Raw genomic sequence first — 23,556 nt, forward strand, 5'->3', positions numbered from 1 at the left:
TGCGAGTTTCTATCGCTTCTCGCGCAAAGCATCCAGCGCTAGCCTTGCGCAAATCGACCAAGTCCCCCAACGACCCTCCCCGGCGTCCTCCCCCACGATCCTTGCCAGATCGCCCGCGCCGGTGACATCATGCCCCCAGGAGCTTCCATGACCCATTCCGCCGCCCTCTCCGCCGCAGGTTTCACCGACGCCGAGCTGACCGGAGGCACGCTGACCGTCCGCTCTCCCATCGACGGCGCCGAAGTGGCGCAGCTGGTCGAGACCCCCGCCGCCGAGATGCTCGCCGTGATCGCCCGCGCGAAATCGGCCTTCACTGCCTGGCGCAAGGTCCCCGCTCCGCGCCGCGGAGAGCTGGTGCGCCTGCTGGGCGAAGAGCTGCGCGCCGCCAAGGACGAGCTGGGCGCGCTGGTCACGCTGGAGGCCGGCAAGATCACCTCGGAAGGCCTGGGCGAGGTGCAGGAGATGATCGACATCTGCGACTTCGCCGTCGGTCTCTCGCGTCAGCTCTATGGCCTGACCATCGCCTCCGAGCGCCCGGGCCACCGCATGGCCGAGACCTGGCACCCTATCGGCCCGGTCGGCGTGATCACGGCCTTCAACTTCCCCGTCGCCCCCTGGGCCTGGAACGCCGCGCTGGCGCTGGTCTGCGGCGATCCGGTGATCTGGAAACCCTCTGAGAAGACACCGCTTTGCGCCCTGGCGACGCTGAAGATCTTCGAGCGCGCCCTGATCAGGTTCGGCGATGCGCCCGAGGGGCTGCTGCAGGTCGTCGTCGGCGGTGCCGAGCTGGGCGAGGCGCTGGTCGCCTCGCGCGATGTGCCGGTGCTGTCGGCCACCGGCTCGACCCGCATGGGCCGGGCCGTGGGTCCGAAGGTGGCCGAACGCTTCGGCCGTGCCATCCTGGAGCTTGGCGGCAACAACGCGATGATCGTGGCGCCCTCGGCGGATCTCGACATGGCCCTGCGCGCCATCGTCTTCTCGGCGGTCGGCACCGCCGGTCAGCGCTGCACCTCGCTGCGCCGCCTGATCGTGCATGAAAGCATCCGCGAAGAGCTGGTGGCGAAGATCACCGCCGCCTACAGCTCTCTCGCTATCGGCGATCCGCGCGCCGAGGGCACGCTGATCGGCCCGCTGATCGACAAGGCCGCGCTGAAGGGCATGCAGGCCGCGCTTGAGGCCGCGCAGGCGCAGGGCGGCAAGATCCATGGCGGCGCGATTGCCGCTGGCGTCACCGGCGGTGCCTATGCTGCCCCCGCCGTGGTCGAGATGCCCGCCCAGACCGAGATCGTCCGCGAAGAGACCTTCGCCCCGATTCTCTATGTCATGGGCTACGAGACCCTCGATCAGGCCATTGCGCTGCAGAACGACGTGCCGCAGGGGCTGTCCTCCTGCATCTTCACCCTCGACCTGCGCGAGGCCGAGACCTTCCTCTCGGCTTCCGGGTCGGACTGTGGCATTGCCAATGTGAACATCGGCCCCTCGGGCGCCGAGATCGGCGGCGCCTTCGGCGGAGAGAAGGAGACGGGCGGCGGCCGCGAGAGCGGTTCTGATGCCTGGAAGGGATACATGCGTCGGCAGACCAACACCGTGAACTATTCGTCCGAGCTGCCCCTGGCGCAGGGGGTCAAGTTTGACATCTGAGCCCAACCTCTGGCGCGCCAGCAGCACGGAAGTGATCGCAACCGCGCCGCTTTCCGCCTCTGCCGAGGCCGACCTGATCGTCATCGGCGCAGGTTTCACCGGCTGTTCGGCGGCGCTCGAGGCCGCCCGGCGGGGCGCGAAGGTGCTGCTGCTGGAGGCCGCGACGGTGGCCCATGGCGGCTCTGGCCGCAACGTCGGGCTGGTCAATGCCGGGCTCTGGCTGCCGCCCGACGAGGTGCTCTCCCAGATGGGCGAAGAGGCCGGCACGCGGTTGGTCTCGGCCCTTGGCCAGGGTCCGCAGAAGGTCTTTGACCTGATCGCCGCCCATGGCATCGACTGCGAGGCGCGGCGCGCCGGCACCCTGCACCTGGCGCATTCGCCTGCGGGGCTGCGCGACCTGCAGGAGCGCTTCCGCCAGGGCAACCGCCACGGCGCACCGTTGGAGCTTCTGGACGCCGCAGAGACCCGCCGCCGTACCGGCAGCGCGGCCTTCCACGGCGCCCTTCTGGACCCTCGCGCGGGCACGGTGCAGCCGCTGGCCTATTGCACCGGCCTGGCCCGCGCGGCCATGGCCGCCGGGGTGCAATTGCACGAGAACTCGCCGGTGACGGCCATCCAGGATGCGGGCGACCTCTGGCGGGTGTGGGCCAACGGCCAGACCCTCACGGCGCCGCATCTGCTGCTGGCCACCAATGCCTACCACCTGCCAATCCAGGGGGCCGAGGCACCGCCCCACACGGTGGTGAACTACAGCCAGTTCGCCACCGCGCCCCTCTCTGAGACGCAGCGCGCCCGCGTGTTGCCGGGGGGCGAGGGCTGCTGGGATACGGCGCTGGTCATGTCCTCGATCCGCACCGATGCGGCGGGGCGGCTGATCGTCGGCGGCATGGGCAACGAGGCCGGCCCCGGCGGGCCCGTGCATGCGGCCTGGGCGCGCCGCAAGTTGCGTGCGCTTTATCCCGACCTGGGCGATCTGCCCTTCGAGCATCACTGGCATGGCCGCATCGCCATGACCTCTGACCACGTGCCCAAGGTGCTGGCCTTCGGGCGCGGAGCCCATGCGATCTTCGGCTATTCCGGGCGCGGGATCTCTCCGGGCACCGTCTTCGGCACCGCCGCCGCCGAGGCCCTGCTGGAGGACCGGCCCGAGGCCTACCCCGCCCCCGTCCAGCACAGCTACGCCGAGCGTTTCACCGCCCTTCAGGGCGCCTGGTTCGAGCTCGGCGCCACATTGACCCATGCCACCGCCGCCCGCCGTCCCGCCCCGCGCAGGGCCGGCTGAGCGACAAAGGAGGAGACCCCGATGACCCATCTGCCCGCCGACGAGATCCGCAGCCTCTTTTCGCGCGCCATGTCCGACATGTACCGCAAGGAGGTGCCCCAATACGGCACCCTGATCGAGCTGGTCCGCGACGTGAACCGCGAGATGCTCGCGGCTGACAGCGACCTGCGCGCGCGTATGGATTCCGCCGGAGAGATCGCCCGCCTCGACGTCGAGCGCCATGGAGCCATTCGGCTTGGTACGGCGTCGGAGCTGTTCAACATCCGCCGCATGTTCGCGGTGATGGGGATGTCCCCGGTCGGCTACTACGATCTCTCGGTGGCCGGTCTGCCGGTCCATTCCACGGCTTTCCGCCCGGTCTCGACCGAGGCGCTGCAGATCAATCCCTTCCGCGTCTTCACCTCTCTTATTCGTCTGGAATTGCTGGAAGATCGCGCATTGGCGGCCGAGGCGGAAGAGATCCTGTCACGCCGCAAGATCGTGACCGACGATTGCCTTTCGCTGATCGAGAAGGCCGAGGCGCAGGGTGGTCTCGGCGCCTCTGACGCCGAGGCTTTCGTGGCGCAGGCGCTGGAGACCTTCCGCTGGCATTCCGAGGCCACCGTGCCCGCCGAGACCTACGAGCGTCTCTGCGCCGCGCATCGCCTGATTGCCGATGTGGTCAGCTTCCGCGGCCCGCACATCAACCACCTGACCCCCCGGACCCTGGACATCGACGCGGTGCAGAAGAAGATGCCCGAGCGCGGCATCGCCCCCAAGGCCGTGATCGAAGGCCCGCCGCGCCGCCGCGCCGACATCCTGCTGCGCCAGACCTCGTTCAAGGCCCTCGAGGAACCCATCCTCTTCCCCGCCGAGACCGGCACAGAGGAGGGGACCCATACGGCACGGTTCGGAGAGATCGAGCAGCGTGGTGTGGCGCTCACCCCCGCCGGGCGAGCGCTTTACGATCGTTGCCTGGCCGAGACGCGGGCTGCCGCGGCTGTCGGTGCCTCCGGCGAGGGCGCGGGGGGCTATGTCGCGGCATTGGACGCGGCCTTTGAAAGCTTCCCCGACGACCACGACAGCCTGCGCCGGGACGGCCTGGCCTTCTACCGCTACCGCGCCGCCGCCCCGCTGCCCGCGGGGCTACAGGCCAGCCCGGAGGCGGTCGAGCAGCTCTTGGCATCGGGGGCCCTGGTCGCCGATCCGCAGGTCTACGAGGACTTCCTGCCGGTCTCTGCCGCCGGGATCTTCCAGTCGAACCTGGGCACCGACGAACAATCCAACTTCGGCGAAAGCGCCAACCGAGAGGTCTTCGAGGCCGCGCTTGGCCGCGAGGTGGTCTCGGAAATGGCGCTCTACGAGGAGATCGAGCGCGAGAGCCTGTCCCAGGCCCTGGCCGCGCTGGCCGCTGGCGAGGTGACGCCGGCCTGATCCGGGATCAAACGGGCCGGATTTGGGAATACTGTCGGGAAGGGGCGCCGCGTGGGTGGCGCCCATGGGCTGGACGGCCCCCCGGCAGAGATGCTGCCGCCGACCGGCAAGCCCCCGACTCCGGCTATTGTTCGTCCAGGCTCAGCGGCTGCAGCGCCACTTCGGGCGGCAGCGTCGGGCGCGGCTTCGACAGCAGGCTCTCGGCCTCGCTCGCGTCGAGACCGGCGAGGCTCATCAGGCGGATGGCGGCGGTGGGAAGCGAAACCGGCGCCACTTCCTTGCGGATCACCGCGAGGCCGAAGCCGACGATGGCATGGGTGCTGAGTCGCCAGGTCAGCTCCGGGTCGCCGGCTTGCAGGCGTCCGCTGGCCTTCGCGCGGGACAGCAGGTCGATGGTGAAGGGCCCCATCCGGCGGAACATCACGTCCGCGACGATGCCGGAGCGATTCAGCAATTGCTGCCAACGGGGGTCGCTGGTCGCGGTTTCGAGCATGGTCATCAGCGTGATTGCGTAAATGCGCGCCGCATCCTCGTAACCCGCCGTGGCGCTTTCAACCCGCAGGGCCAGGCCCTGCATGACCTCCTCGAGCACGGCAATCGCAAGATCGTCCTTGGATCTGAAGTAGTTGTAGACCGTCCCGGCCCCCACGTCGGCGCGATCGGCGATCTCGAGCATGGTGGCCGCGTCGATGCCCTTCTCGGACATGACATCGCTCGCAGCACGAATCAGGGCCTCACGGTTGCGCCTTTGACGACGCGCAACCCGTCCCTCCTTCACTCCACTGACAGTCTCTTCATGCTTCATGTAGCCCTCTTATAGATGAACGATATTCAACTCCGAAGGCACTCGCAAGTGAGGTAGTTGCAATCTCAGGCTTGCTCAACGCGGAGGAGGGGGTTGCCTAATTGCTGTGCATGTGGGTAGGCTTGCGTAGAAATCCTACAAACTTGGGGCTTTTGAGCGGATTTCTGCGGAAACGATGATGTGAATCCGGATCAGAAATGATCTAAGACTCAAAATGAATGACGTTCATGGGTGAGAAGATTGCATTCCGGTCCATCACGTCGCGGCTGCTGGTCGTGGCCAGAGGGTGGCGAAGGACTGCCCGGCAAGACCGGATCGTGCACACGGAAAGATGCGCACACCCAAGCCTAACGCTGACCGCGCACGTTGGCGAAGAAAAAACGAAACGGGGAGCCTGAATTGGCAGAGACATCAGACAGCGGGGCATTCGTCGCATTCGAACGAGTGCAGAAGAGCTACGACGGCGAAACGCTCGTCGTGAAAGACCTGAACCTGACCATGCCGCAAGGCGAGTTCCTGACGATGCTCGGACCGTCCGGCTCGGGCAAGACCACTTGCCTGATGATGCTGGCCGGGTTCGAGACGGCGACCTACGGCGAGATCAAGCTGGACGGTATGCCGATCAACAACATCCCGCCGCACAAGCGTGGCATCGGCATGGTGTTCCAGAACTACGCCCTGTTCCCCCACATGACGGTGGCCGAGAACCTCTCGTTCCCGCTGGAAGTGCGGAAGATGGGCAAGTCGGTGCGCGAGGAAAAGATCAAGCGGGCGCTGGACATGGTGCAGATGGGCAGCTTTGCCGGTCGCCGTCCGTCGCAGCTTTCCGGTGGTCAGCAGCAGCGGATCGCCCTGGCACGTGCCCTGGTCTTTGAACCCGAGCTGGTGCTGATGGACGAACCGCTGGGCGCGCTCGACAAGCAGCTGCGCGAGCACATGCAGTTCGAGATCACCCGACTGGCGCATGAGCTGGGCATTACCACGGTCTACGTGACCCACGACCAGACCGAAGCACTGACCATGTCGGACCGCGTCGCCGTCTTCAACGATGGCCGCATCCAGCAGCTGGCGCCGCCGGATCGCCTGTACGAAGAGCCCGAAAACAGCTTCGTGGCCCAGTTCATCGGCGAGAACAACACGCTGGAAGGCACCATCAAGTCGATCAGCGGCAATACCTGCGAAGTCCAGCTGGACGACGGCGAAGTGATCGTCGCGCGCCCGGTGAACGTGACCGAGGTGGGGCAGAAGACCCGCGTGTCGATCCGCCCCGAGCGGGTCGAAATGGACAAGTCGCGTCTTCAGGAAGGCGCCCACACCCTCAAGGCCGAAGTGCTGGAGTTCGTCTACATGGGCGACATCTTCCGCACCCGCCTGCGGGTCGCCGGGAACACTGAATTCGTGATGAAAACCAGGAACGCACCCGACCAGGTGCGCCTGAAGAAGGGACAGCAGATCGAGATCGGTTGGCTGCCCGACGATTGCCGGGCGCTTGACGCCTGACCCGAAGCATCCGTCCTCGCGCCTTACGCGGGGACGGCCTGTCGAGGCCTTGACGCTCCACCCGTAGCGGCGGGCCCATAACGAAACATGACGGGTTGAAAATGGGAGTTATGAAATGAAACTCACTCATACCCTTCTCGCCGGTTCGGCCCTGGCACTGGTGGCTGGCGCCGCCTCTGCCCAGGACCTGACGCTGGTTTCCTGGGGTGGCGCATACCAGTCGTCCCAGCAGAAGGCATATGTCGAGCCCTACGTCGAAGCCAATCCCGGTGTCTCCGTGACCTGGGACGAAAGCTCGGCCGAGGCCGTGGCCAAGCTGCGTGCGATGAACGAAGCTGGCAACATCACCTGGGACCTGGTTGATGTCGTCGCTGCCGACGCCATCCGTCTGTGCGACGAAGGCCTGGCAATGGAATACGATCCCGACGAGCTGCTGGCTCCCGGTGACGACGGTTCCTCCGCGGAAGATGACTTCGGCGATCTGATCGTCTCGGATTGCTTCATTCCGCAGATCGTCTACTCGACCACCTTCGGCTACCGTACCGACCTGGTGCCCGAGGGCGTCGAAGCGCCGACCGATGTCTGCTCGGTCTTCGACCTGGAGACCTATCCGGGCAAGCGTTCGCTGGAAAAGCGTCCGATCAACAACATGGAATGGGCGCTGTACTGTGACGGCGTTGCCAAGGACGAGATCTACGACGTCCTGGCGACCCCCGAAGGTCAGGACCAGGCTCTGGCCAAGCTCGACACCATCAAGGACGAAGTGATCTGGTGGTCCGCCGGTGCGGACACCCCGCAGCTGCTGGCTGACGGCGAGATCTTCATGGGCTCCACCTACAACGGTCGCCTGTTCTCGGTCATCGTCGAGCAGGACCAGCCCGTGGGCATGCTCTGGGACATGCAGGTCTTCGACCTGGACGGCTGGATCATTCCCGCCGGTCTGGACGAAGAATCGCAGGCGGCTGTCGAGGACTTCGTGAAGTTCGCCACCGACACCACCCGTCTGGCGGATCAGTCCAAGTACATCTCCTACGGCCCGGCACGTCTGTCCTCGGCTCCGCTGGTTTCCACTCACGCCGACCTGGGCGTCGAGATGGCCCCGCATATGCCGACCGACCCGGAAAACGCCAAGAACACGCTGCTCTACAACTACGAGTTCTGGGCTGACTACCGCGACGACATCGACGCGAAGTTCCAGTCCTGGCTGGCCAAGTAATCCACGGGCAACCGTGTGAAGAGAGGGGCGGGCCCATGCGGCCCGTCCCTGACCCCCGAAGGCCCCGCGAGTGGGCCGGGACATCAAAACCGACAGGGACGACATGAGCGATACGACCCAGAACGGCCCCATGCTGGCCGCCGATGGCACGCCTCTGAAACGCAGCCTCGCCCGCGCCTTGCGGCGCCAGAAAATGCGCGCGCTGATGCTGATTTCGCCGCTGCTTATCTTCGTGCTCGTTACCTTCATCGCGCCGATCGCGGACATGCTGTTCCGCTCGGTCGAGAACCAGATGGTCTCGGAAACGCTGCCGACCACCACGCAGGTGCTGGGCGAATGGGACCACTCCGCCGGCGAACCCCCGGCCGAGCCCGTATACGAGGCTCTCTACTACGATCTTTTCATCGCCGCCGAAGCCAAGGAGCACACCAAGCTCGGCACGCGGCTGAACTACGAATACACCGGCGTCTCGTCGCTCTTCCGCTCGACCGGGCGGGGGCTGGACGACCTGGGTGACGACTACCTGGACGAGCTGGAAGAGGTCGATGACCGCTGGGGCGAGGGCGCCTTCTGGTACGACCTGATGACCGGCACCGGCAGCACCGACGAAGACCTGGTCGCGGCCCATGCCAAGCGGCTCGAGCAGCTCACCGGCGACAAGCTTTCGGGCGATGTGGGCTTCGCGCCCTCCACCGAGATCGCCGCCCTGCTGCCCAAGACCACCGCCGCCTATGCCGATTTCGCGGTCTACACGGCGCTCGTGGACGGGGACGTCGTGGCCGAGGAAGACCCCTGGGAAAGCGTCTATGTCGGTCTGATGACGGACCTGCAAACCGCGGATGTCGCAAGCTATTCCGGCCCCGAGGCCGAGGCCCTGCAAACTGCCGCCGAGGCCGCGCAAGGCATCGAATACATCCCGCTGAAGACCTTCTTCGCCGAAGAGGACGAGGACTGGCTGAACGTCGATATCTGGGCCACGGTGCAGACCTACTCCAGCAAGTATACCTCGGGCTACTTCCTGAACGCGGTGGACCTGCAGCTGACCCCCGACGGGATCGAGGCGCGGCCCGAGAACCAGCAGATCTACATCATGCTGTTCAAGCGCACGATGTTCATGTCGCTGGCGATCACCTTCTCCTGCATCGCGCTCGGCTACCCGGTGGCCTGGCTGCTGGCCAACCTGCCGGCCTCGAAGGCGAACCTGCTGATGATCCTGGTGCTGCTGCCCTTCTGGACCTCGCTGCTGGTGCGGACCTCTGCCTGGAAGGTGATGCTGCAACAGCAGGGCGTGATCAACGACGTGCTGGTCTGGCTGGGCCTTGTCGACGATGCGGCGCGCCTGGTGATGATCAACAACCAGTTCGGCACGATCGTGGCGATGACCCACATCCTGCTGCCCTTCATGATCCTGCCGCTCTACTCGGTGATGCAGGGCATCCCGCCCAGCTACCTGCGCGCGGCGAAATCCCTGGGCGCCACCAACTGGACGGCCTTCTGGCGGGTCTACTTCCCGCAGTCGGTGCCGGGCATCGGCGCGGGCTCGATCCTCGTCTTCATCCTGGCCATCGGCTACTACATCACGCCTGAAATCGTGGGTGGTACGACGGGTACGTTCATCTCGAACCGGATTGCCTACCATATCTCCAGCTCGCTGAACTGGGGCCTGGGTGCGGCGCTCGGCGCGATCCTTCTGGCGGTGGTGCTGTTGCTCTACTGGGCCTACGACAAGATCGTCGGCATCGATAACGTGAAACTGGGCTGAGGAGGGCGAGATCATGGCACTTACAATCGCAAAACCCACATCCGCCGTCTTCGCCGCAGGGGTTGCGGCCCTCTTCGGCGCCTTCTTCGGCATCTTCGTCGGCACCGCCACGGGCAGCACCCTCTTGGGGCTGGTCGGCGGCGCGGCGGTGATCTTCGCCCTGTCCTGGGCGGCGGCCACCTTCCTGCGCGGTCAGGAAAAGGCCGCCCGCTGGGGCTTCATCGTGCTCTTCACGGCCGGGGGCTTCCTGTTCTCGGGCGTGCCGGGCCTGGTGTTGGGGCTGATCTTCGGCACCTTCTTCGGCTGGCTGACCTTCTACGTCGCATCGGGGCGCTACCGGACGGGGCTGCCGCCCTATTCCACGCCGCGCCAGGTGCTGTGGCACTTCGCCTTCCGCACCATCGCGGGGCTGATCCTGGTCTTCCTGATCACGCCGATCCTGGTGGTGATGCCGCTGTCGTTCAACGCCGAGGACTTCTTCACCTTCACCCCCGAGATGCTCTCCTTCGATCCCGAGGGCTACTCGCTGAAGCACTATCGTGACTTCTTCACCAACTCCGACTGGCAGGGTGCGCTCTGGAACTCGGTCCGTATCGCGCCGGTGGCGACGATCCTGGCCGTGGGCTTCGGCACCCTTGCAGCCATCGGCCTGAGCCAGCCGCATGTGCCCTTCCGCCAGGCGATCATGGCGATCCTGATCTCTCCGATGATCGTGCCGCTGATCATCTCGGCTGCGGGCATGTACTTCTTCTACTCGCGCATCGGGCTTCAGGGCACCTACCTGGGCGTGGTGCTGGCCCATGCCGCCCTTGGCATTCCCTTCGTCATCATCACGGTGACGGCGACGCTCGTCGGCTTCGACAACTCGCTGACACGGGCGGCGGCCAACATGGGGGCGGACCCGGTGACGACCTTCTTCCGCGTGCAGATGCCGCTGATCCTGCCCGGCGTGATCTCGGGGGGCCTGTTTGCCTTCATCACCTCCTTCGACGAGGTGGTCGTGGTGCTCTTCGTCGGCTCGGCCGGTCAGAAGACGCTGCCATGGCAGATGTTCATCGGTCTGCGAGAGCAGATTTCGCCCACCATCCTTGCGGTGGCGACGATCCTGGTGATCATCTCGATCGGCCTGCTGACCACGGTCGAACTGCTGCGCCGTCGCTCCGAGCGTCTGCGGGGCATGTCGCCGAGCTGATCTTCAGAGGGTTCTTGAAACAGAGGAGGGGGGCTTTCAGCCCCCCTCTTGCGTTGCGGGGCAACGCAGGGCTCCGCCCCTTCGCGGCTGAAATCGTCCCCCGGACGATTTCCTGAACGCCGCTCAGACCCCCCGACAGTATTTTCAGCCATCGGATAGATGGATCAGGCGAAGGCCGTGATCGAGACGCCTTCGGATTCCAGCCGCGCGCGCAGTTCGGCGGCAAGGGCCACGGCGCTGGCCTCGTCGCCGTGGACGCAGATCGACTGGGCGGCCAGGGGGATCTCTGCGCCCGAGACGGTCTGCATCTTGCCGGTCTTCAGCAGGTGCAGGATGCGTTCGGCGGCGGCCTGCGGATCGTGGATCATCGCGCCCGGTTCGCTGCGGGGGACCAGCAGGCCGTTCTCTTGGTAGCCACGGTCGGCGAAGATTTCCGAGATGGTCTCGATCCCGGCAGCGCGGGAGGCCTTCTCGAGCTCGGTGCCCGAGATCGCCAGCATGGCCAGGCCCGAGGCCTTCACCGCGACGGCAATCGCATCGGCGGCCTCGCGGTTGGCGGAGGCGAAGTTGTTCAGCGCGCCATGGGGCTTCACGTAGGTCACCGGGCAGTTCGCCAGCGTGGCGATCCCGCGCAGCGCACCGATCTGGGCGGCGACCATGTTGGTGATCTCGGCGGGCTTCATCGGGATCACCCGGCGGCCGAAGCCCTCGCGGTCGGCGTAACCGGGGTGCGCCCCCGCGGTCACGCCCTTTTCGCGGCACATGACCAGCGTGCGGTACATGGTTTCGGGGTCCGAGGCATGGCCACCGCAGGCCACGTTGGCCGAGGTGACGATATCCAGCATCGCGGCGTCATCGCCCATGGGCCAGGGGCCATAGGCCTCGCCGAGATCCGAGTTGATGTCGATGGTGCGGGTCACTTGGGCCTCCGGTCGCTGGCTTACAGCATCCGGATAACATCCTTGCCCACCGAAAGAACATAGCCACGCCGCGCAATGTTCTTGATCAGCAACTCGCTGACGATCTGGTTGCCCAGGGTGTCGCGCAGCCGCTTGATGCGGGTCGCGCCGGCGGCTTCCTCGCAATCGGCTTCCTCGCGGCCCGAGATCATCGCCTCGATCTGCACGCCCGAGAGCACGTCGTCATCCATCCGTGCCTCTGCCAGCACCGAGAGCGTCTCGAGCGCCGCATCGGTCAGCTTGAAGCCCAGGTTGTTCAGGTAGACCATCTTCTCATCGCGCGAGATCATCAGCGAGTTGACCTCGATCCCGGCGCGTTCGATCTGCGCCATGCGGCGGTTCATCGAGACCAGCATGATCAGGAAGCCGAGCGCCGCCAGCAAGAGCGCCGCCGAGAAGACCAGCAGCACGAAGATCACCATCCGGTAGGAGGTCAGAGTCTCGGAAAACGCCGTGCCCGAGAGCGCCAGGATGTTCAGCAGCTTGACCTCGGCCTGGCTGGTCAGGTCGTTCTCGATGAAGATCCGCTCGACTCGGGCGTTGAAGGCGCCGGCATCGGGCAGGTTCAGGAACAGGAAGACGGCCGCCAGGGCCAGAATCGCAACGACGGCGCCGAGGCCAATGACCACGGCGCGCGTCCCGGACTTCCTGAGATCAGAAGCGAAGATAATAGGGTCCTGCATTTGCCTTCCTGTCGGCCAGCCCGCCGTCGTCGAATACGGAGACGACATTGAGCAGCACCCAGCCCGCTTGTGCAAGCCTTCCGCGGACTTCCTCTGTCGCCGCACCCTTGTCGCAGGCAGAAACCTGCATGACGCCGTAGTGCAGTTCGTAGGGCTGGTCCCGCTTGGCCTTGTAGTCGGCGTAGCAGGCGGCCTGTGCCGAGACCGGCAGGGCCAGGGTCATGAAGACCAGTGTGAGAGAGGCGATGAAACGTGTCATGCCGCCACTCTGGGTCATCGCCCGGCGCTATTCAATGACAGAGAGGCCCGCTTCGGTTGATATCCCATAACAAGCTGATCCCGCGCGGTTTTCGCGGCTTGTTATCGGATAGCAGCGAAGGTTTTCGCGGGGCTATCGGATAGCGGCGGGGTGATATTGTCCGGCAGTCGGGAGGAGGGCCATGTTCGTTTCATCGCTTCCGGGCCCCTTGCTCGGGCCCCACCCATCAGGCGCCACGACGCCACATGTATCCGACCGAAAGGACCACGACATGACCCGCTTCTTCCAGATCTCCCGCAAGGCCATCATCTCGACCATCGCCGGCGCCGTTGCGCTGACGTCCGTCGCCGCAACCCCGGCCCGCGCCGGCAATGACGAGCTCGCCCGCGCCCTGATCGGCATCGGCGCCCTGGCGATCATCGGTACCGCCATCGCCAACGAGTCGAAGGCAAACAACAACAACCACCACCACAACGGCGGCTGGCAGCCCAAGCCGCAGCCCCGCCCGCGTCCCGCAAAGACCGTGCCGCAGTTCTGCGAAGTGCGCACCTGGGTGAACGGCTACCGCGCCGTCGGCTACGCCGCCGCCTGCACCAAGAACAACGCCTCGCGGCCCCAGGCCCTGCCCGAGAACTGCCGTCAGCGCACCGATGTGCCGCGCGGCCAGCGGGGCGTGAAATTCATCTACCGCAAGGCCTGCATGAAGCGCAAAGGCTGGACCACCGCCTGATAAGAAGAAACCAAGATCGAGCAGCCACCTGCCCCGTCCCGGATCATCCGGGGCGGGGTTTTTGCTGCCTGCCACGCCGGGGCGGCTTGTCTTGCGCCTCAGGGCCTGCTCAAACGCGGGGATGGGACCCGATTACTCTTTGGAACAGGCGCTGATGGCGCGCGGTGCCCGGCTGATTGCCGGGGTGGACGAGGTGGGGCGTGGCCCCTTGGCCGGGCCGGTGACGGCGGCGGCAGTGATCCTCGACCCAGAGGCGATCCCCGAGGGCATCAACGATTCCAAGAAGCTGGGTGTGAAGCGGCGGCGGATGCTGGAAGAGGCCCTGACCGCCAGCGCCCAGGTCTCGGTTGCCCATGCCAGCGTGGAAGAGATCGACCAGATCAACATCCTGCAGGCCAGCCACCTGGCGATGATGCGCGCCATCAGTGCCCTGCCGGTGCGGCCCGACCACGTGCTGATCGACGGCAACAAGATCCCCAAGGGACTCAACCTGCCGGCGACCGCCGTGGTGAAGGGGGACGCGCGTTCCCTGTCGATCGGGGCGGCCTCGATCGTGGCCAAGATCGCCCGCGACGCGATCATGGAGGATTTGGCGCAACAGTTCCCCGGCTACGGTTGGGAATCGAATGCGGGCTACCCGACGAAGGCACATAGATCCGCTTTACACGACCTAGGGGTAACACCACATCATAGGCGTTCTTTCGGACCTGTGCGCAATATCTTGTGTCGAGACGAAAACTAACCAGCTGATTCAAATTAATAAATTGACGCGGACTCCGGTCTGACTCATCATTTGTCCACAACAACGAGCGCGAAAATAGCGCCGTGCATTGAGGCAGTACATGATGAAAACCAAAGCAAAAGGGGCTCCCGAGCTCCCTCTCAATACCATTTTGTCCGGCGATTGCGTGGAGGTGATGAACTCGCTTCCCGAGAACTCCGTTGACCTTATCTTCGCCGATCCCCCCTACAACCTGCAGCTTCGCGGCGATCTGCACCGGCCCGACAACTCCAAGGTCGATGCGGTCGACGATCACTGGGACCAGTTCGCCAGCTTCGAGGCCTATGACCGTTTCACCAAGGATTGGCTGAAGGCGGCGCGGCGCATCCTGAAGCCCAATGGGGCGATCTGGGTGATCGGCAGCTACCACAACATCTTCCGCGTCGGCGCGGCCCTGCAGAACGAGGGCTTCTGGATCCTGAACGACGTGGTGTGGCGCAAGGCCAACCCGATGCCGAACTTCCGTGGCAAGCGCTTCACCAATGCCCATGAGACGATGATCTGGGCGTCGAAATCCGAGAAGGCCAAGTACACCTTCAACTACGAGGCGCTGAAAGAGCTGAACGAGGGCGTGCAGATGCGCTCGGACTGGGTTCTGCCGATCTGCAACGGCCATGAGCGTCTGAAGGATGCCAATGGTGACAAGGCGCATCCGACGCAGAAGCCGCAAAGCCTGCTGCATCGCCTGCTGGTCGGCTCGACCAACCCCGGCGACGTTGTGCTTGATCCCTTCTTCGGCACCGGCACCACCGGCGCCGTGGCCAAGATGCTGGGCCGCGACTTCATCGGCATCGAGCGCGAAGAGAGCTACCGCAAGGTCGCCGAGGCGCGCATCGCCAAGATCCGCAAGTTCGACAACGAGGCGCTGGAAGTGACCCGCGCCAAGCGCGCCGAGCCGCGTGTGCCCTTCGGCCAGCTGGTCGAGCGCGGCATGCTGCGTCCGGGTGAAGAGCTGTGGTCCTCGAATGGGCGTCACAAGGCCAAGGTGCGCGCCGATGGCACGCTGACCAACGAGGACGACATCAAGGGCTCGATCCACCAGGTCGGCGCCAAGCTCGAGGGTGCGCCGTCGTGCAACGGCTGGACCTACTGGTGCATCAAGCGGGACGGCAAGCAGATCCCGATCGACGCCATGCGCCAGCAGATCCGCCAGGAAATGCGCTGAGCCAAACAGTTATCCGCGGGCGCCGCATCCTGGGGGACGCGGCGCCGCCACCTTGCCCTGCCGCTTGCGGCGGGGCTTTTTGCATTTCAGGACCGTCGGATGATCCCATAGGCCAGCGCCGGCGCGAGCCTGAGCAGCAGCCGCAGCAGCCGGACCTTGCCCACGTCGATCTCTTCCTCGCCGCGCCGGATACCGGCAAGGATCTGCCGCGCGGCCTCCTTGGGCGGCATCTTCCCCGCGGGCGCCCCCTGCGACAGGCTGGTGTCGACCAGCGGCAACAGGGCCTCATGCACCTGCACCGGCAGAGCCGCCAGGCGCACCTGGTCGCGCAGCGCGCGGGTGAAGGCGCGCAGCCCGGATTTCGACGCCGAATAGGCGGCGGCATCGGGTTTCGGCGCCAGGGCCAGCCCCGAGGTCACGTTGCAGATGAACCCCTCCTGCGCCGCGATCACCGGCAGCAGCTGCGCCGAAAGCTGCATCGGCGTGATAAGGTTGATGGCGATCTCGCGGGCGATCTGCTCGGGCTGGGGGTCCTCGGTCAGCAGAGAATGCACCATGATCGCCGCGTTGTTGATCAGCCCGGCGCAGGAGGGATGCTCGGTACGCACCCAGCTGGCGATGCGCGTGGCGGCATCGGGGGTGGCGAGATCCAGCGCCAGCCCCTCGACCCCTGCGGGCAGGGCATCGAGAGACCGCGCCACCGAGATCACGCGGCAGCCGGTCTGTTGCAATTGCAGCGCCAGCGCCCGGCCGACGCCCCGCGTTGCGCCGGTGACAAGCATGGTCCGGGCCATCACGCGTCCTCCCGCATCATCTGGTGGCCGTTCTCGAGCGTCGGGATCACCGCCTCGAGCCGGAACCAGGGGGTGCTGAAGACAGGGCCGTCCCGCAGCACCTCCATGGCGCGGTGGAAGGCCTTCGGGGACATCCCCTCGACCATGGCGATGTCGGAGCATTGGGCCGAGAAGGCCTCGGCATCGAAGAAGCGCATCTGCGACAGGCCGGCCTGCGCCAGCGCCTCGGCGGCGCGGGCATCGCGCTCGGCGCGGGGGATCTGCAGGAAGGCGGGCAGGGCGGTGAGAAGCAGGAAGTAGGTCTGGGTCATCGGGCACCTTGCAAGAAAAGCGGACACATGCAGAATCCGAGCAAAGGCTCAGGTTTCATACTCGCATCCCGAGGTGCCCCGCAGATGACAAGAGAACCCCCTGTCACCCTTAGGAAATCTCCGCGCCAGGCGCGGGCGCGGGCGACCTGCGAGGCGGTGCTCGAGGCGGCGGCTCGCATTTTGCAGCGTGGCGGGGTGGCGGCGGTCAGTACCAATGCGGTGGCGGAGCTGGCGGGGGTCTCCATCGGCTCGCTCTACCAGTACTATCCCGGCAAGGAGGCGATCCTGGCCGAACTGGTCCGCGCCATGCGCGCCGAGATGCTGGAAGATTTGCGCCGTGCCGCCCGCGCCTGCGAGGGCCAGGAGATCACCCGTGCGGTCCACCTGCTGCTGGCGGCCTCGCTGGAGCATCACCGCGCCGACCCGGCCCGCGCCGCCGCCATCGAGGAGGCAGAGCGCCACCTGCCGCTGGATGCCGAGACCCTGGCGCTGAAGGCCGAGATCACCGCGCTGGTCATCGCCGTGCTGCGCGCCCATGACGTGCCCGAGCCCGAGCGGGCCGCCCGTGACCTGGCCGCGATGACCAATGCCATGGCCGATGCGGCCTGCCTTGCGGGAGAGCGGGACGTGGATGCGATCCTGCCCCGGCTGGAACGCGCGGCGCGCGGCTACCTCGGGGTGTGATCACTCGCCCAGCTTGGCGTGAACCTCGTCCAGGTCGATCTCTCCGACGGGCATCTTGTTGGCCGGGTTGTCGAAGTCGTATTTGAACAGCTTGAAATCGCGGTGATAGATCTCGCGCACCAGGTGCATCGAGAGATCGTCGAAGTAGTCTTCCACCGGATGGGCGCGCTTGGGCCCGTGGCCCTCGCTCTCGTTGAAGCGGGGGATGGTCGAGAGGTCGACCTGGTGCGGTGTCTCGATGGCATCGAGCACCTCCTGCATCCCCTCGTTGAAGCTTTCCGTCCAGAAGATCTTGTCGTAGCGCCCGCCGTTGACGATGAAGGTCGAGACATGGCCGGACATGGCGGACCAATGGATGTCGGGCTCCATCGGGCGGCGCCAGCGGATGGTGTCGCGGGCAAACAGCAGGAAGCGGCGGAAGCTGGCGATCTGGTCGAACTCTTCCTTGCCGTCCTCGCCGCCGACCTCGATGCCGTATTTCTGGACCAGCAGCGGCACCAGGTTGCCCCGGTAGCGGCGGCCATTGCGCTGGATGCCGCAGATCTTGTCGAAGAAGCTGGACAGCACGCGGGTGTAGGGATTGCGCACGCAGGTGAAGGCGTAGGAGCCATGCGCCTTCGCATTCGCCTGGATCAGCGGCTGGCTATGCTCCTGCGACCACTTGTGCAGACCCTCGGTCGAGTCGTGGATGTCGCCATCGAAGAAGCGCCCATGGTCCGAGTAGAACATGATCTGCCCGATGGTCGAGCAGGCGCACTTCGGCACCACGCGATAGACCACGCTTTCGCTTTCCGTCATCCAGGTTCCGGGAAACCCCATTCTGCCCGCCCTCCGCGTGGCGCCGCTCTGTTATCATTGCCCGATTTTCGGGACCGGCGCGCTTGTCGCACAAAAAAGCAAAGAAACCCTGTTTTATCAATCCTGCATGGCGCGTATCACTGATCGGACCGCAAGCCGTGGAAGGGCCGCAGGCGACAATGGCGACGATCGCTTTCATATTGCTCTGTCACAAGGACCCGCAGGGGATCATCGACCAGGCCAACCGGCTGACGGCGGTCGGCGATTACATGGCGATCCATTTCGACGCCCGCGCCAAGCCCGCCGATTACGACCAGATCCGCGAAGCGCTGAAGGACAACCCGCGTGTCACCTTCGCCCGCAAGCGCTGCAAATGCGGCTGGGGAGAGTGGTCGCTGGTCGAGGCCACGCTGCACGCCGTCGAAGCGGCGGTCGAGGCCTTCCCGCGCGCCACCCATTTCTACATGCTCTCGGGCGACTGCATGGCGATCAAGTCGGCCGAATATGCCCATGAGCTGCTCGACCGCGAAGAGGTCGACTATATCGAGAGCTTCGACTTCTTCTCATCCGGCTGGATCAAGACCGGGATCAAGGAAGAACGCCTGATCTACCGCCATTACCTGAATGAGCGGAAGCACAAGTTCTGGTTCTACAAGCTGATGGAATGGCAGAAGAAACTGGGGCTGGAGCGCAAGATCCCCGAGGATATCCAGGTGATGATCGGCTCTCAGTGGTGGTGCCTGCGCAGGCGGACCATCGAGGCGATCCTGGATTTCACCCGCCAGCGCCGCGACGTGATGCGCTTCTTCCGCACCACCTGGATTCCCGACGAGACCTTCTTCCAGACCCTGGTGCGTCACCTCGTGCCCGAGACCGAGATCCGCTCGCGCACCCTGACCTTCCTCATGTTCACCGACTACGGCATGCCGGTGACCTTCTACAACGACCACTACGATCTGCTGCTCAGCCAGGATTACCTCTTCGCGCGCAAGATCAGCCCCGAAGCGCATGAGATCAAGCGCCGCCTGGGGCAGCTCTATGCCGCCCAGGGGGTCCGTTTCCAGATCTCCAACGAGGGCAGCTCGCTCTTCCGCTTCCTCACCGACCGGGGCCGGCTGGGCCGCCGCTTTGCGACACGCTTCTGGGAGACCGAAAGCTCGCTTGGCCGCGAACGCGAGCTGATGATCGTGATCTGCAAGAAGTGGCACGTGGCAAAAAGGCTGGTCGAGCGGATCGCGGCGCTGACCGATATCAGGGTGATCGAATACCTCTTCCACGAGGGCTCGACCCCGCTGCCGGATCTGGGTGGCATCCAGTCGACGCTGGAAAAGCGCATGCGGCACCGGCGGGCGCTGATGCGGATGCTCTTCGACTACCACGGCACCGACCGCATGGTGGTCTGCCTGGACCCCGAGGGGCTGCACCTGTTGCAGGACTTCTGCAGCGACCGGGCACGGACGAGGCTGCTCGAGGTGGAATGCGATTTCTCTGACGATTACCTGATCGGCCATGCTCGCCGGGTCGGCTTGGCGGGCGAAGAGACCGCGCGCGCCTCGCTCGAACGCTTGCTGCCGACGATCCGCCATGACATCGCCCATGAAAGCGACCGCATCCGCGATGCGGGTTTCGACAACATGGCCACCATCCGCCAATCCGACAGCCTGGCGCAGAACGCCGCCGCGCTGGCGCAATTCCTCTCTGTCAGCGAAAGCACGGCAGAGGAGATCCTCTCTCACCCCCATCTCTTCACAGACTGAGGTTCCCATGGCCTACGCCTACGACGATCAGAACATCTTCGCCAAGATCCTGCGCGGCGAGATCCCCAACGACACCGTGCTGGAAACCGAGCACACGCTGGCCTTCGCCGATATCCGGCCCCAGGCACCGACTCATGTGCTGGTGATCCCCAAGGGCGCCTATGTCACCTATGACCATTTTGCAGCCGAGGCCTCGGACGCGGAGATCGTCGATTTCACCCGTGCCGTGGCCAAGGTGGTCGAGATGACCGGCGTGGGTGCCGACGCGGGACCAGGCGCGCGCTTCATCTCCAACGCGGGGGAACACGGCGTGCAGGAAGTGCCGCATTTCCACCTGCATGTGCTGGGTGGCCGGATGCTGGGCCGTATGCTGGACCCGGCCGAGTAAGATCCGCTTCAGACTTGCGCGCGGCGCGACTTGCACGCGCCCGCGCTTTCACGCTAATTGCAACGCCATAGGCAGCTCATGCGAGGGACCCAAATGCCGATCGAAGCCCCGGAAACCAAGATCGTCGAAACCGCCAAGGTCGCCTGTGATGGCGGCGAGGGCGCACTGGGCCATCCCCGCGTCTGGCTGGTCATCCCGGAAGAGACCGGGTTCGTCGAATGCGGCTATTGCGATGCCAAGTACATCCTGAAGGGCTCCGTGGCCGACACCTGAGCCGCCGGCTCACGCTTCGGGCTCACATCTCGGGCGGCCAGGGACGTTCGTTCTCGGCCTTGAAGAGCGCCTCTGCCCAGGCGGGCAGGGCGGGCAGCGCCACATCCGACCCGAGGGCAGCCGCCACCTCCGACACTGGCACCAGTTTGCGATTCTTGATCACGCCGGTGCGCAGGGTCGCGTGGTTGGCACATTCGTCCCCCACCCACATGCTCTGCTCCATGTAGATGAAACGCTCGTCGACACCCATCAGGCGGGTGCGCATCTCGACGCGGGTGAAGGCGGTCAGCCGCTTGCGGTAGCGGATTGCCGTACCGGCCACCGTCAGCCCCCACTTCTCGCGCTTCATCATGTCGACGAGCCCCGTGCGCGCGGCATAGGGAATGCGGCCAAGGTCAAAGAGCGTCAGGGTGCGGCCGTTGTTGAGCTCCATCCAGGGGTCGATATCCCAGGGCCAGACGATGTGATGCGACACATGCACCTCGCCCGGTGCCAGCTTGGGCGCGTTCCGGTACTTGAGGAATTCCTTGGCCAGGCGAATATAGGGATACATTGGGCTCTCCTTCGGCCCTCTGCTGCGGCGGCTTGTCCCGAACGTCAACCGAAACCCTGCGTTCTCCTTGTTCTTTCGGCCCGGTTTGCTTACCTGTGTTCGGCCCTGAAACCCGGAGTATGCCAATGCAATCCCTGCTGATGATCCTCGACCTCGTGCTCAGCGTCGTGTGGTTCTTCGTCATCGCCCATGTGATCATGTCCTGGCTGATCTCGTTCCAGGTGCTGAACGTGCGCCAGCAGTTCGTCGCCCAGATCTGGTACGCGTTGAATCGCCTGCTGGAGCCGATGTATGCGCCGATCCGTCGCATCCTGCCGCCCATGGGTGGTCTCGACCTGGCGCCGCTGATCGTCCTGCTGGGCATCATGGTGATCCGCATCGTCGTGTCCAACAACATCGGGTATATGTAACCCGACAAGACCCCCGCATCTGGCGGTCCCTGCCTTGTTCACCCCTTGTTAATATGGGATGGTGTCCCCTGTTTGCAGACAGGGGATGACAGGATGGCCGAGGCAGAGAAGCTGCTGCGCGACGTATTTGGCTTCGACGCCTTCCGCCCGGGTCAGGGCGAGATCGTCGAGGCCGTCGCCTCGGGGCAGAACACGCTCGCCATCATGCCCACGGGGGGCGGCAAGTCCCTCTGTTTCCAGCTTCCCGCGCTGATGCGCCACGGAGTCACCGTGGTGATTTCACCGCTGATCGCCCTGATGCGCGACCAGGTGCGCGCGCTGCGCGAGGCCGGCGTGGCCGCCGGGGCGCTGACCTCGGGCAATACGGAAGAAGAGACAGAGGCGGTCTGGACGGCGCTGGAAGAGGGCTCTCTCAAGCTGCTCTACCTGGCGCCAGAGCGGCTGGCCTCGGGCGGTGCCATGCAGATGCTGCGCCGCATCAATGTCAGCCTGATCGCCGTCGACGAGGCCCATTGCGTCAGCCAGTGGGGCCATGACTTCCGCCCCGATTACCTGCGTATCGGCGAATTGCGCGAGATGCTGGACGTGCCCCTGGCCGCCTTCACCGCCACCGCCGATGAAGAGACGCAGCAGGAAATCATCCGCCGCCTCTTCGCCGGCCAGCAACCGCAGTGCTTCCTGCGTGGCTTCGACCGGCCCAACATCCACCTCGCCTTTGCCGCCAAGAACTCTCCGCGCCGCCAGATCCTGGACTTCGCCACCGCCCGCAAGGGGCAGTCGGGCATCGTCTACTGCGGCACCCGCGCCCGGACCGAGGGCATCGCCCAGGCCCTGCGCGAAGTGGGGCTCTCGGCAATCCACTACCACGGCGGGATGGAGCCCGACGCCCGCCGCGAAGCCGAGCTGCGCTTCCAGCAGGAGGACGGGCTGGTGGTCGTCGCCACGGTGGCCTTCGGCATGGGCGTCGACAAGCCGGATATCCGCTGGGTTGCCCATGCGGATCTGCCCAAGTCCATTGAGGCCTACTACCAGGAGATCGGCCGCGCCGGCCGCGACGGGGCACCGGCCGAGACGCTGACCCTCTTCGGTCCCGACGACATCCGCCTGCGCCGCTCGCAGATCGACGAGGGGCTGGCGCCGCCCGAACGCCGCGCCGCCGACCATGGCCGCCTGAACGCCCTGCTGGGCCTGGCCGAGGCGCTGGAATGCCGCCGCGCCAACCTGTTGCGCTACTTCGGAGAGACCTGCGAAAGCTGCGGCAATTGCGATCTCTGTGACCGCCCGCCCGAGGTCTTCGATGGCACCGAGGCGGTGCGCAAGGCGCTTTCGGCCATGCTGCGGACCGAGGAATGGTTCGGCGCGGGCCACCTGATCGACATCCTCACGGGGACCGAGACCGACAAGATCCGCGAGCGCGGCCATGACAGCCTGCCCACCTACGGCGTGGGGACCGAGTTCAAGAAGGCCGAATGGCAGGCGATCTTCCGGCAGATGCAGGGGCACGACCTGATCCGCCCCAATGGTGAACGCCACGGCGCGCTCTTCATGACCGAGGCCGCACGTCCGATCCTGCGCGGAGAGGAAAGCATACGCCTGCGCCGCGACAGCATCGCCGCCGCCCGGACCGCCCGCCGCCCGGCGGCAAAGACGCTGGTCTCGGAAGAGGACGAACCGCTGCTCTCTGCCCTGAAGGCCAAGCGCCGCGCGCTGGCCGAGGAACAGCGCGTGCCGGCATATGTCATCTTCAACGACCGCACCCTGATCGAGATGGCCGAGCAGAAGCCCGCGACGCTCGACCAGATGGCGGGGATCACCGGCATCGGGGCCAAGAAGCTGCAGGCCTATGGCGCCACCTTCCTCGAGGTGATCACCGGCGCCGTGGAAGAGCTGCACCCCAAGCGCGCCCGGCTGGCGGGCCGCGAGGCGGGCACGCTCTATGACCGGCTGATGGAGATCCAGCAGGCGCTGGCCCGCGGCGAAGAGGGCAACGAGAAACCGCTCTCCTGCTCTGCCTCGCTGATCGCCAAGGTGGCCGAGGCACGGCCCTCGGACGCGGCGCAGCTCGAGCGCTTGCTGGGAGAGCGCCGGGCCGAACGCTTCGGCGCGGCCTTCCTGGATGCATTGCGCGAAACCGCGTGAAACCCGCCCCGGCACCGGGGTGGACATCTCTGCCTCGCGCGATAAGTCGGGGTTGAGCAAG

General features: G+C 65.6%; 24 protein-coding genes. 16 read left to right on the forward strand and 8 right to left on the reverse strand.

Features of this window, described 5'->3' with window-relative positions; all coding sequences use genetic code 11:
- Positions 1 to 147 precede the first annotated feature (147 nt).
- From amaB to hglS, 3 genes are read left to right on the forward strand one after another with little or no spacing between them, the layout of a single operon-like run.
- Positions 148 to 1,641: an L-piperidine-6-carboxylate dehydrogenase gene (gene amaB, locus CRO50_RS03565; protein WP_097144479.1), complete on the forward strand. Its 1,494-nt coding sequence runs from the start codon at positions 148 to 150 to the stop codon at positions 1,639 to 1,641.
- A complete protein-coding gene (locus CRO50_RS03570; RefSeq protein ID WP_097144480.1) occupies positions 1,631 to 2,923 on the forward strand; it encodes an NAD(P)/FAD-dependent oxidoreductase in 1,293 nt (430 codons plus the stop codon). The genes amaB and CRO50_RS03570 overlap by 11 nt, the downstream gene beginning before the upstream one ends.
- Before the next feature lie 21 nt (positions 2,924 to 2,944).
- Complete coding sequence (gene hglS / locus CRO50_RS03575) at positions 2,945 to 4,336, forward strand: 2-oxoadipate dioxygenase/decarboxylase HglS (RefSeq protein ID WP_097144481.1); 1,392 nt, start codon at positions 2,945 to 2,947, stop codon at positions 4,334 to 4,336.
- Between the two features lie 124 nt (positions 4,337 to 4,460).
- Here the strand turns inward: hglS and CRO50_RS03580 are convergent, their stop codons facing one another.
- Positions 4,461 to 5,141, reverse strand: a complete 681-nt coding sequence (locus CRO50_RS03580; RefSeq protein ID WP_097144482.1) for a TetR/AcrR family transcriptional regulator — start codon at positions 5,139 to 5,141, stop codon at positions 4,461 to 4,463.
- Between the two features lie 399 nt (positions 5,142 to 5,540).
- On the opposite strand from CRO50_RS03580, the gene CRO50_RS03585 reads away from it, so the two are divergent.
- The 4 genes from CRO50_RS03585 (at position 5,541) to CRO50_RS03600 (ending at position 10,811) form a co-directional block, all read left to right on the forward strand.
- Entirely contained in the window at positions 5,541 to 6,641 is a 1,101-nt protein-coding gene (locus tag CRO50_RS03585) for an ABC transporter ATP-binding protein (RefSeq protein ID WP_097144483.1), read from the forward strand.
- Between the two features lie 115 nt (positions 6,642 to 6,756).
- Positions 6,757 to 7,857, forward strand: coding sequence for an extracellular solute-binding protein (locus CRO50_RS03590; RefSeq protein ID WP_097144484.1), 1,101 nt, complete (start codon positions 6,757 to 6,759; stop codon positions 7,855 to 7,857).
- Positions 7,858 to 7,960: 103 nt separating this feature from the next.
- Positions 7,961 to 9,619 (forward strand): ABC transporter permease, encoded by a 1,659-nt coding sequence (locus CRO50_RS03595; protein ID WP_097144705.1) that lies wholly within the window; start codon positions 7,961 to 7,963, stop codon positions 9,617 to 9,619.
- Between the two features lie 13 nt (positions 9,620 to 9,632).
- Positions 9,633 to 10,811 carry an ABC transporter permease gene (locus CRO50_RS03600; protein WP_097144485.1) on the forward strand — a complete coding sequence of 393 codons (1,179 nt, stop codon included), beginning with the start codon at positions 9,633 to 9,635 and terminating at the stop codon, positions 10,809 to 10,811.
- A gap of 164 nt (positions 10,812 to 10,975) precedes the next feature.
- Here CRO50_RS03600 and CRO50_RS03605 read toward each other — a convergent pair whose 3' ends face one another.
- The 3 genes from CRO50_RS03605 to CRO50_RS03615 are packed head-to-tail and all read right to left on the reverse strand — an operon-like array spanning position 10,976 to position 12,712.
- A complete protein-coding gene (locus CRO50_RS03605) occupies positions 10,976 to 11,731 on the reverse strand; it encodes a LamB/YcsF family protein (RefSeq protein WP_097144486.1) in 756 nt (251 codons plus the stop codon).
- Positions 11,732 to 11,751: 20 nt separating this feature from the next.
- Positions 11,752 to 12,453, reverse strand: a complete 702-nt coding sequence (locus CRO50_RS03610) for a hypothetical protein (RefSeq protein ID WP_097144487.1) — start codon at positions 12,451 to 12,453, stop codon at positions 11,752 to 11,754.
- On the reverse strand, positions 12,425 to 12,712 hold the full coding sequence (locus tag CRO50_RS03615; protein ID WP_097144488.1) for a hypothetical protein: 288 nt from the start codon (positions 12,710 to 12,712) through the stop codon (positions 12,425 to 12,427). The genes CRO50_RS03610 and CRO50_RS03615 overlap by 29 nt, the downstream gene beginning before the upstream one ends.
- Before the next feature lie 271 nt (positions 12,713 to 12,983).
- On the opposite strand from CRO50_RS03615, the gene CRO50_RS03620 reads away from it, so the two are divergent.
- The 3 genes from CRO50_RS03620 to CRO50_RS03630 all read left to right on the forward strand — a co-directional run bounded on the left by CRO50_RS03620 (position 12,984) and on the right by CRO50_RS03630 (position 15,388).
- Positions 12,984 to 13,442 (forward strand): hypothetical protein, encoded by a 459-nt coding sequence (locus tag CRO50_RS03620; protein ID WP_097144489.1) that lies wholly within the window; start codon positions 12,984 to 12,986, stop codon positions 13,440 to 13,442.
- A gap of 121 nt (positions 13,443 to 13,563) precedes the next feature.
- Complete coding sequence (locus CRO50_RS03625) at positions 13,564 to 14,184, forward strand: ribonuclease HII (RefSeq protein ID WP_097144490.1); 621 nt, start codon at positions 13,564 to 13,566, stop codon at positions 14,182 to 14,184.
- A gap of 100 nt (positions 14,185 to 14,284) precedes the next feature.
- Positions 14,285 to 15,388, forward strand: a complete 1,104-nt coding sequence (locus CRO50_RS03630; protein ID WP_416061086.1) for a site-specific DNA-methyltransferase — start codon at positions 14,285 to 14,287, stop codon at positions 15,386 to 15,388.
- A gap of 86 nt (positions 15,389 to 15,474) precedes the next feature.
- On the opposite strand, the gene CRO50_RS03635 is transcribed toward CRO50_RS03630, so the two are convergent.
- Positions 15,475 to 16,182, reverse strand: a complete 708-nt coding sequence (locus CRO50_RS03635) for an SDR family NAD(P)-dependent oxidoreductase (RefSeq protein ID WP_097144491.1) — start codon at positions 16,180 to 16,182, stop codon at positions 15,475 to 15,477.
- Positions 16,182 to 16,493, reverse strand: a complete 312-nt coding sequence (locus tag CRO50_RS20060) for a hypothetical protein (protein WP_179747192.1) — start codon at positions 16,491 to 16,493, stop codon at positions 16,182 to 16,184. Before CRO50_RS20060 ends, CRO50_RS03635 begins: the two co-directional genes overlap by 1 nt.
- Positions 16,494 to 16,577: 84 nt before the next feature.
- Here CRO50_RS20060 and CRO50_RS03645 point away from each other — a divergent pair, with 84 nt between their 5' ends.
- Complete coding sequence (locus tag CRO50_RS03645; protein ID WP_157791708.1) at positions 16,578 to 17,177, forward strand: TetR/AcrR family transcriptional regulator; 600 nt, start codon at positions 16,578 to 16,580, stop codon at positions 17,175 to 17,177.
- On the opposite strand, the gene CRO50_RS03650 is transcribed toward CRO50_RS03645, so the two are convergent.
- Positions 17,178 to 17,996, reverse strand: coding sequence for a sulfotransferase family protein (locus CRO50_RS03650; protein ID WP_097144493.1), 819 nt, complete (start codon positions 17,994 to 17,996; stop codon positions 17,178 to 17,180).
- Between the two features lie 158 nt (positions 17,997 to 18,154).
- Here CRO50_RS03650 and CRO50_RS03655 point away from each other — a divergent pair, with 158 nt between their 5' ends.
- The 3 genes from CRO50_RS03655 (at position 18,155) to CRO50_RS03665 (ending at position 20,393) form a co-directional block, all read left to right on the forward strand.
- On the forward strand, positions 18,155 to 19,732 hold the full coding sequence (locus CRO50_RS03655; RefSeq protein ID WP_097144494.1) for a DUF5928 domain-containing protein: 1,578 nt from the start codon (positions 18,155 to 18,157) through the stop codon (positions 19,730 to 19,732).
- 7 nt (positions 19,733 to 19,739) lie between these two features.
- The gene (locus CRO50_RS03660) at positions 19,740 to 20,120 is read left to right on the forward strand and encodes an HIT domain-containing protein (protein ID WP_097144495.1); all 381 of its coding nucleotides are present in this window, start codon (positions 19,740 to 19,742) and stop codon (positions 20,118 to 20,120) included.
- A gap of 93 nt (positions 20,121 to 20,213) precedes the next feature.
- Positions 20,214 to 20,393: a zinc-finger domain-containing protein gene (locus tag CRO50_RS03665; protein WP_097144496.1), complete on the forward strand. Its 180-nt coding sequence runs from the start codon at positions 20,214 to 20,216 to the stop codon at positions 20,391 to 20,393.
- A 22-nt stretch (positions 20,394 to 20,415) separates the two neighbouring features.
- Here the strand turns inward: CRO50_RS03665 and CRO50_RS03670 are convergent, their stop codons facing one another.
- The gene (locus CRO50_RS03670) at positions 20,416 to 20,946 is read right to left on the reverse strand and encodes an acyl-CoA thioesterase (protein WP_097144497.1); all 531 of its coding nucleotides are present in this window, start codon (positions 20,944 to 20,946) and stop codon (positions 20,416 to 20,418) included.
- A 125-nt stretch (positions 20,947 to 21,071) separates the two neighbouring features.
- Here CRO50_RS03670 and CRO50_RS03675 point away from each other — a divergent pair, with 125 nt between their 5' ends.
- Positions 21,072 to 21,356 (forward strand): YggT family protein, encoded by a 285-nt coding sequence (locus CRO50_RS03675; protein ID WP_097144498.1) that lies wholly within the window; start codon positions 21,072 to 21,074, stop codon positions 21,354 to 21,356.
- Between the two features lie 93 nt (positions 21,357 to 21,449).
- The gene (gene recQ, locus CRO50_RS03680) at positions 21,450 to 23,495 is read left to right on the forward strand and encodes a DNA helicase RecQ (protein ID WP_097144499.1); all 2,046 of its coding nucleotides are present in this window, start codon (positions 21,450 to 21,452) and stop codon (positions 23,493 to 23,495) included.
- Positions 23,496 to 23,556: the final 61 nt, after the last annotated feature.

Source organism: Pseudooceanicola antarcticus, from assembly GCF_900215355.1.
In the GTDB taxonomy this organism is placed as follows: domain Bacteria; phylum Pseudomonadota; class Alphaproteobacteria; order Rhodobacterales; family Rhodobacteraceae; genus Pseudooceanicola; species Pseudooceanicola antarcticus.

What these genes read in the sequence shown, in the direction of transcription:
- CRO50_RS03600 (WP_097144485.1), top strand. Translation starts at nt 9,633, where the DNA reads ATGGCACTTACAATCGCAAAACCCACATCCGCCGTCTTCGCCGCAGGG.
- recQ (WP_097144499.1), top strand. Translation starts at nt 21,450, where the DNA reads ATGGCCGAGGCAGAGAAGCTGCTGCGCGACGTATTTGGCTTCGACGCC.
- CRO50_RS03670 (WP_097144497.1), bottom strand. Translation starts at nt 20,946, where the DNA reads ATGTATCCCTATATTCGCCTGGCCAAGGAATTCCTCAAGTACCGGAAC.
- CRO50_RS03620 (WP_097144489.1), top strand. Translation starts at nt 12,984, where the DNA reads ATGACCCGCTTCTTCCAGATCTCCCGCAAGGCCATCATCTCGACCATC.
- CRO50_RS03655 (WP_097144494.1), top strand. Translation starts at nt 18,155, where the DNA reads ATGGCGACGATCGCTTTCATATTGCTCTGTCACAAGGACCCGCAGGGG.
- CRO50_RS03665 (WP_097144496.1), top strand. Translation starts at nt 20,214, where the DNA reads ATGCCGATCGAAGCCCCGGAAACCAAGATCGTCGAAACCGCCAAGGTC.
- CRO50_RS03675 (WP_097144498.1), top strand. Translation starts at nt 21,072, where the DNA reads ATGCAATCCCTGCTGATGATCCTCGACCTCGTGCTCAGCGTCGTGTGG.
- CRO50_RS03660 (WP_097144495.1), top strand. Translation starts at nt 19,740, where the DNA reads ATGGCCTACGCCTACGACGATCAGAACATCTTCGCCAAGATCCTGCGC.
- amaB (WP_097144479.1), top strand. Translation starts at nt 148, where the DNA reads ATGACCCATTCCGCCGCCCTCTCCGCCGCAGGTTTCACCGACGCCGAG.
- hglS (WP_097144481.1), top strand. Translation starts at nt 2,945, where the DNA reads ATGACCCATCTGCCCGCCGACGAGATCCGCAGCCTCTTTTCGCGCGCC.
- CRO50_RS03635 (WP_097144491.1), bottom strand. Translation starts at nt 16,182, where the DNA reads ATGGCCCGGACCATGCTTGTCACCGGCGCAACGCGGGGCGTCGGCCGG.
- CRO50_RS03590 (WP_097144484.1), top strand. Translation starts at nt 6,757, where the DNA reads ATGAAACTCACTCATACCCTTCTCGCCGGTTCGGCCCTGGCACTGGTG.
- CRO50_RS03625 (WP_097144490.1), top strand. Translation starts at nt 13,564, where the DNA reads ATGGGACCCGATTACTCTTTGGAACAGGCGCTGATGGCGCGCGGTGCC.
- CRO50_RS03650 (WP_097144493.1), bottom strand. Translation starts at nt 17,996, where the DNA reads ATGGGGTTTCCCGGAACCTGGATGACGGAAAGCGAAAGCGTGGTCTAT.
- CRO50_RS03610 (WP_097144487.1), bottom strand. Translation starts at nt 12,453, where the DNA reads ATGCAGGACCCTATTATCTTCGCTTCTGATCTCAGGAAGTCCGGGACG.
- CRO50_RS03595 (WP_097144705.1), top strand. Translation starts at nt 7,961, where the DNA reads ATGAGCGATACGACCCAGAACGGCCCCATGCTGGCCGCCGATGGCACG.
- CRO50_RS03615 (WP_097144488.1), bottom strand. Translation starts at nt 12,712, where the DNA reads ATGACACGTTTCATCGCCTCTCTCACACTGGTCTTCATGACCCTGGCC.
- CRO50_RS03645 (WP_157791708.1), top strand. Translation starts at nt 16,578, where the DNA reads ATGACAAGAGAACCCCCTGTCACCCTTAGGAAATCTCCGCGCCAGGCG.
- CRO50_RS03630 (WP_416061086.1), top strand. Translation starts at nt 14,285, where the DNA reads ATGATGAAAACCAAAGCAAAAGGGGCTCCCGAGCTCCCTCTCAATACC.
- CRO50_RS20060 (WP_179747192.1), bottom strand. Translation starts at nt 16,493, where the DNA reads ATGACCCAGACCTACTTCCTGCTTCTCACCGCCCTGCCCGCCTTCCTG.
- CRO50_RS03580 (WP_097144482.1), bottom strand. Translation starts at nt 5,141, where the DNA reads ATGAAGCATGAAGAGACTGTCAGTGGAGTGAAGGAGGGACGGGTTGCG.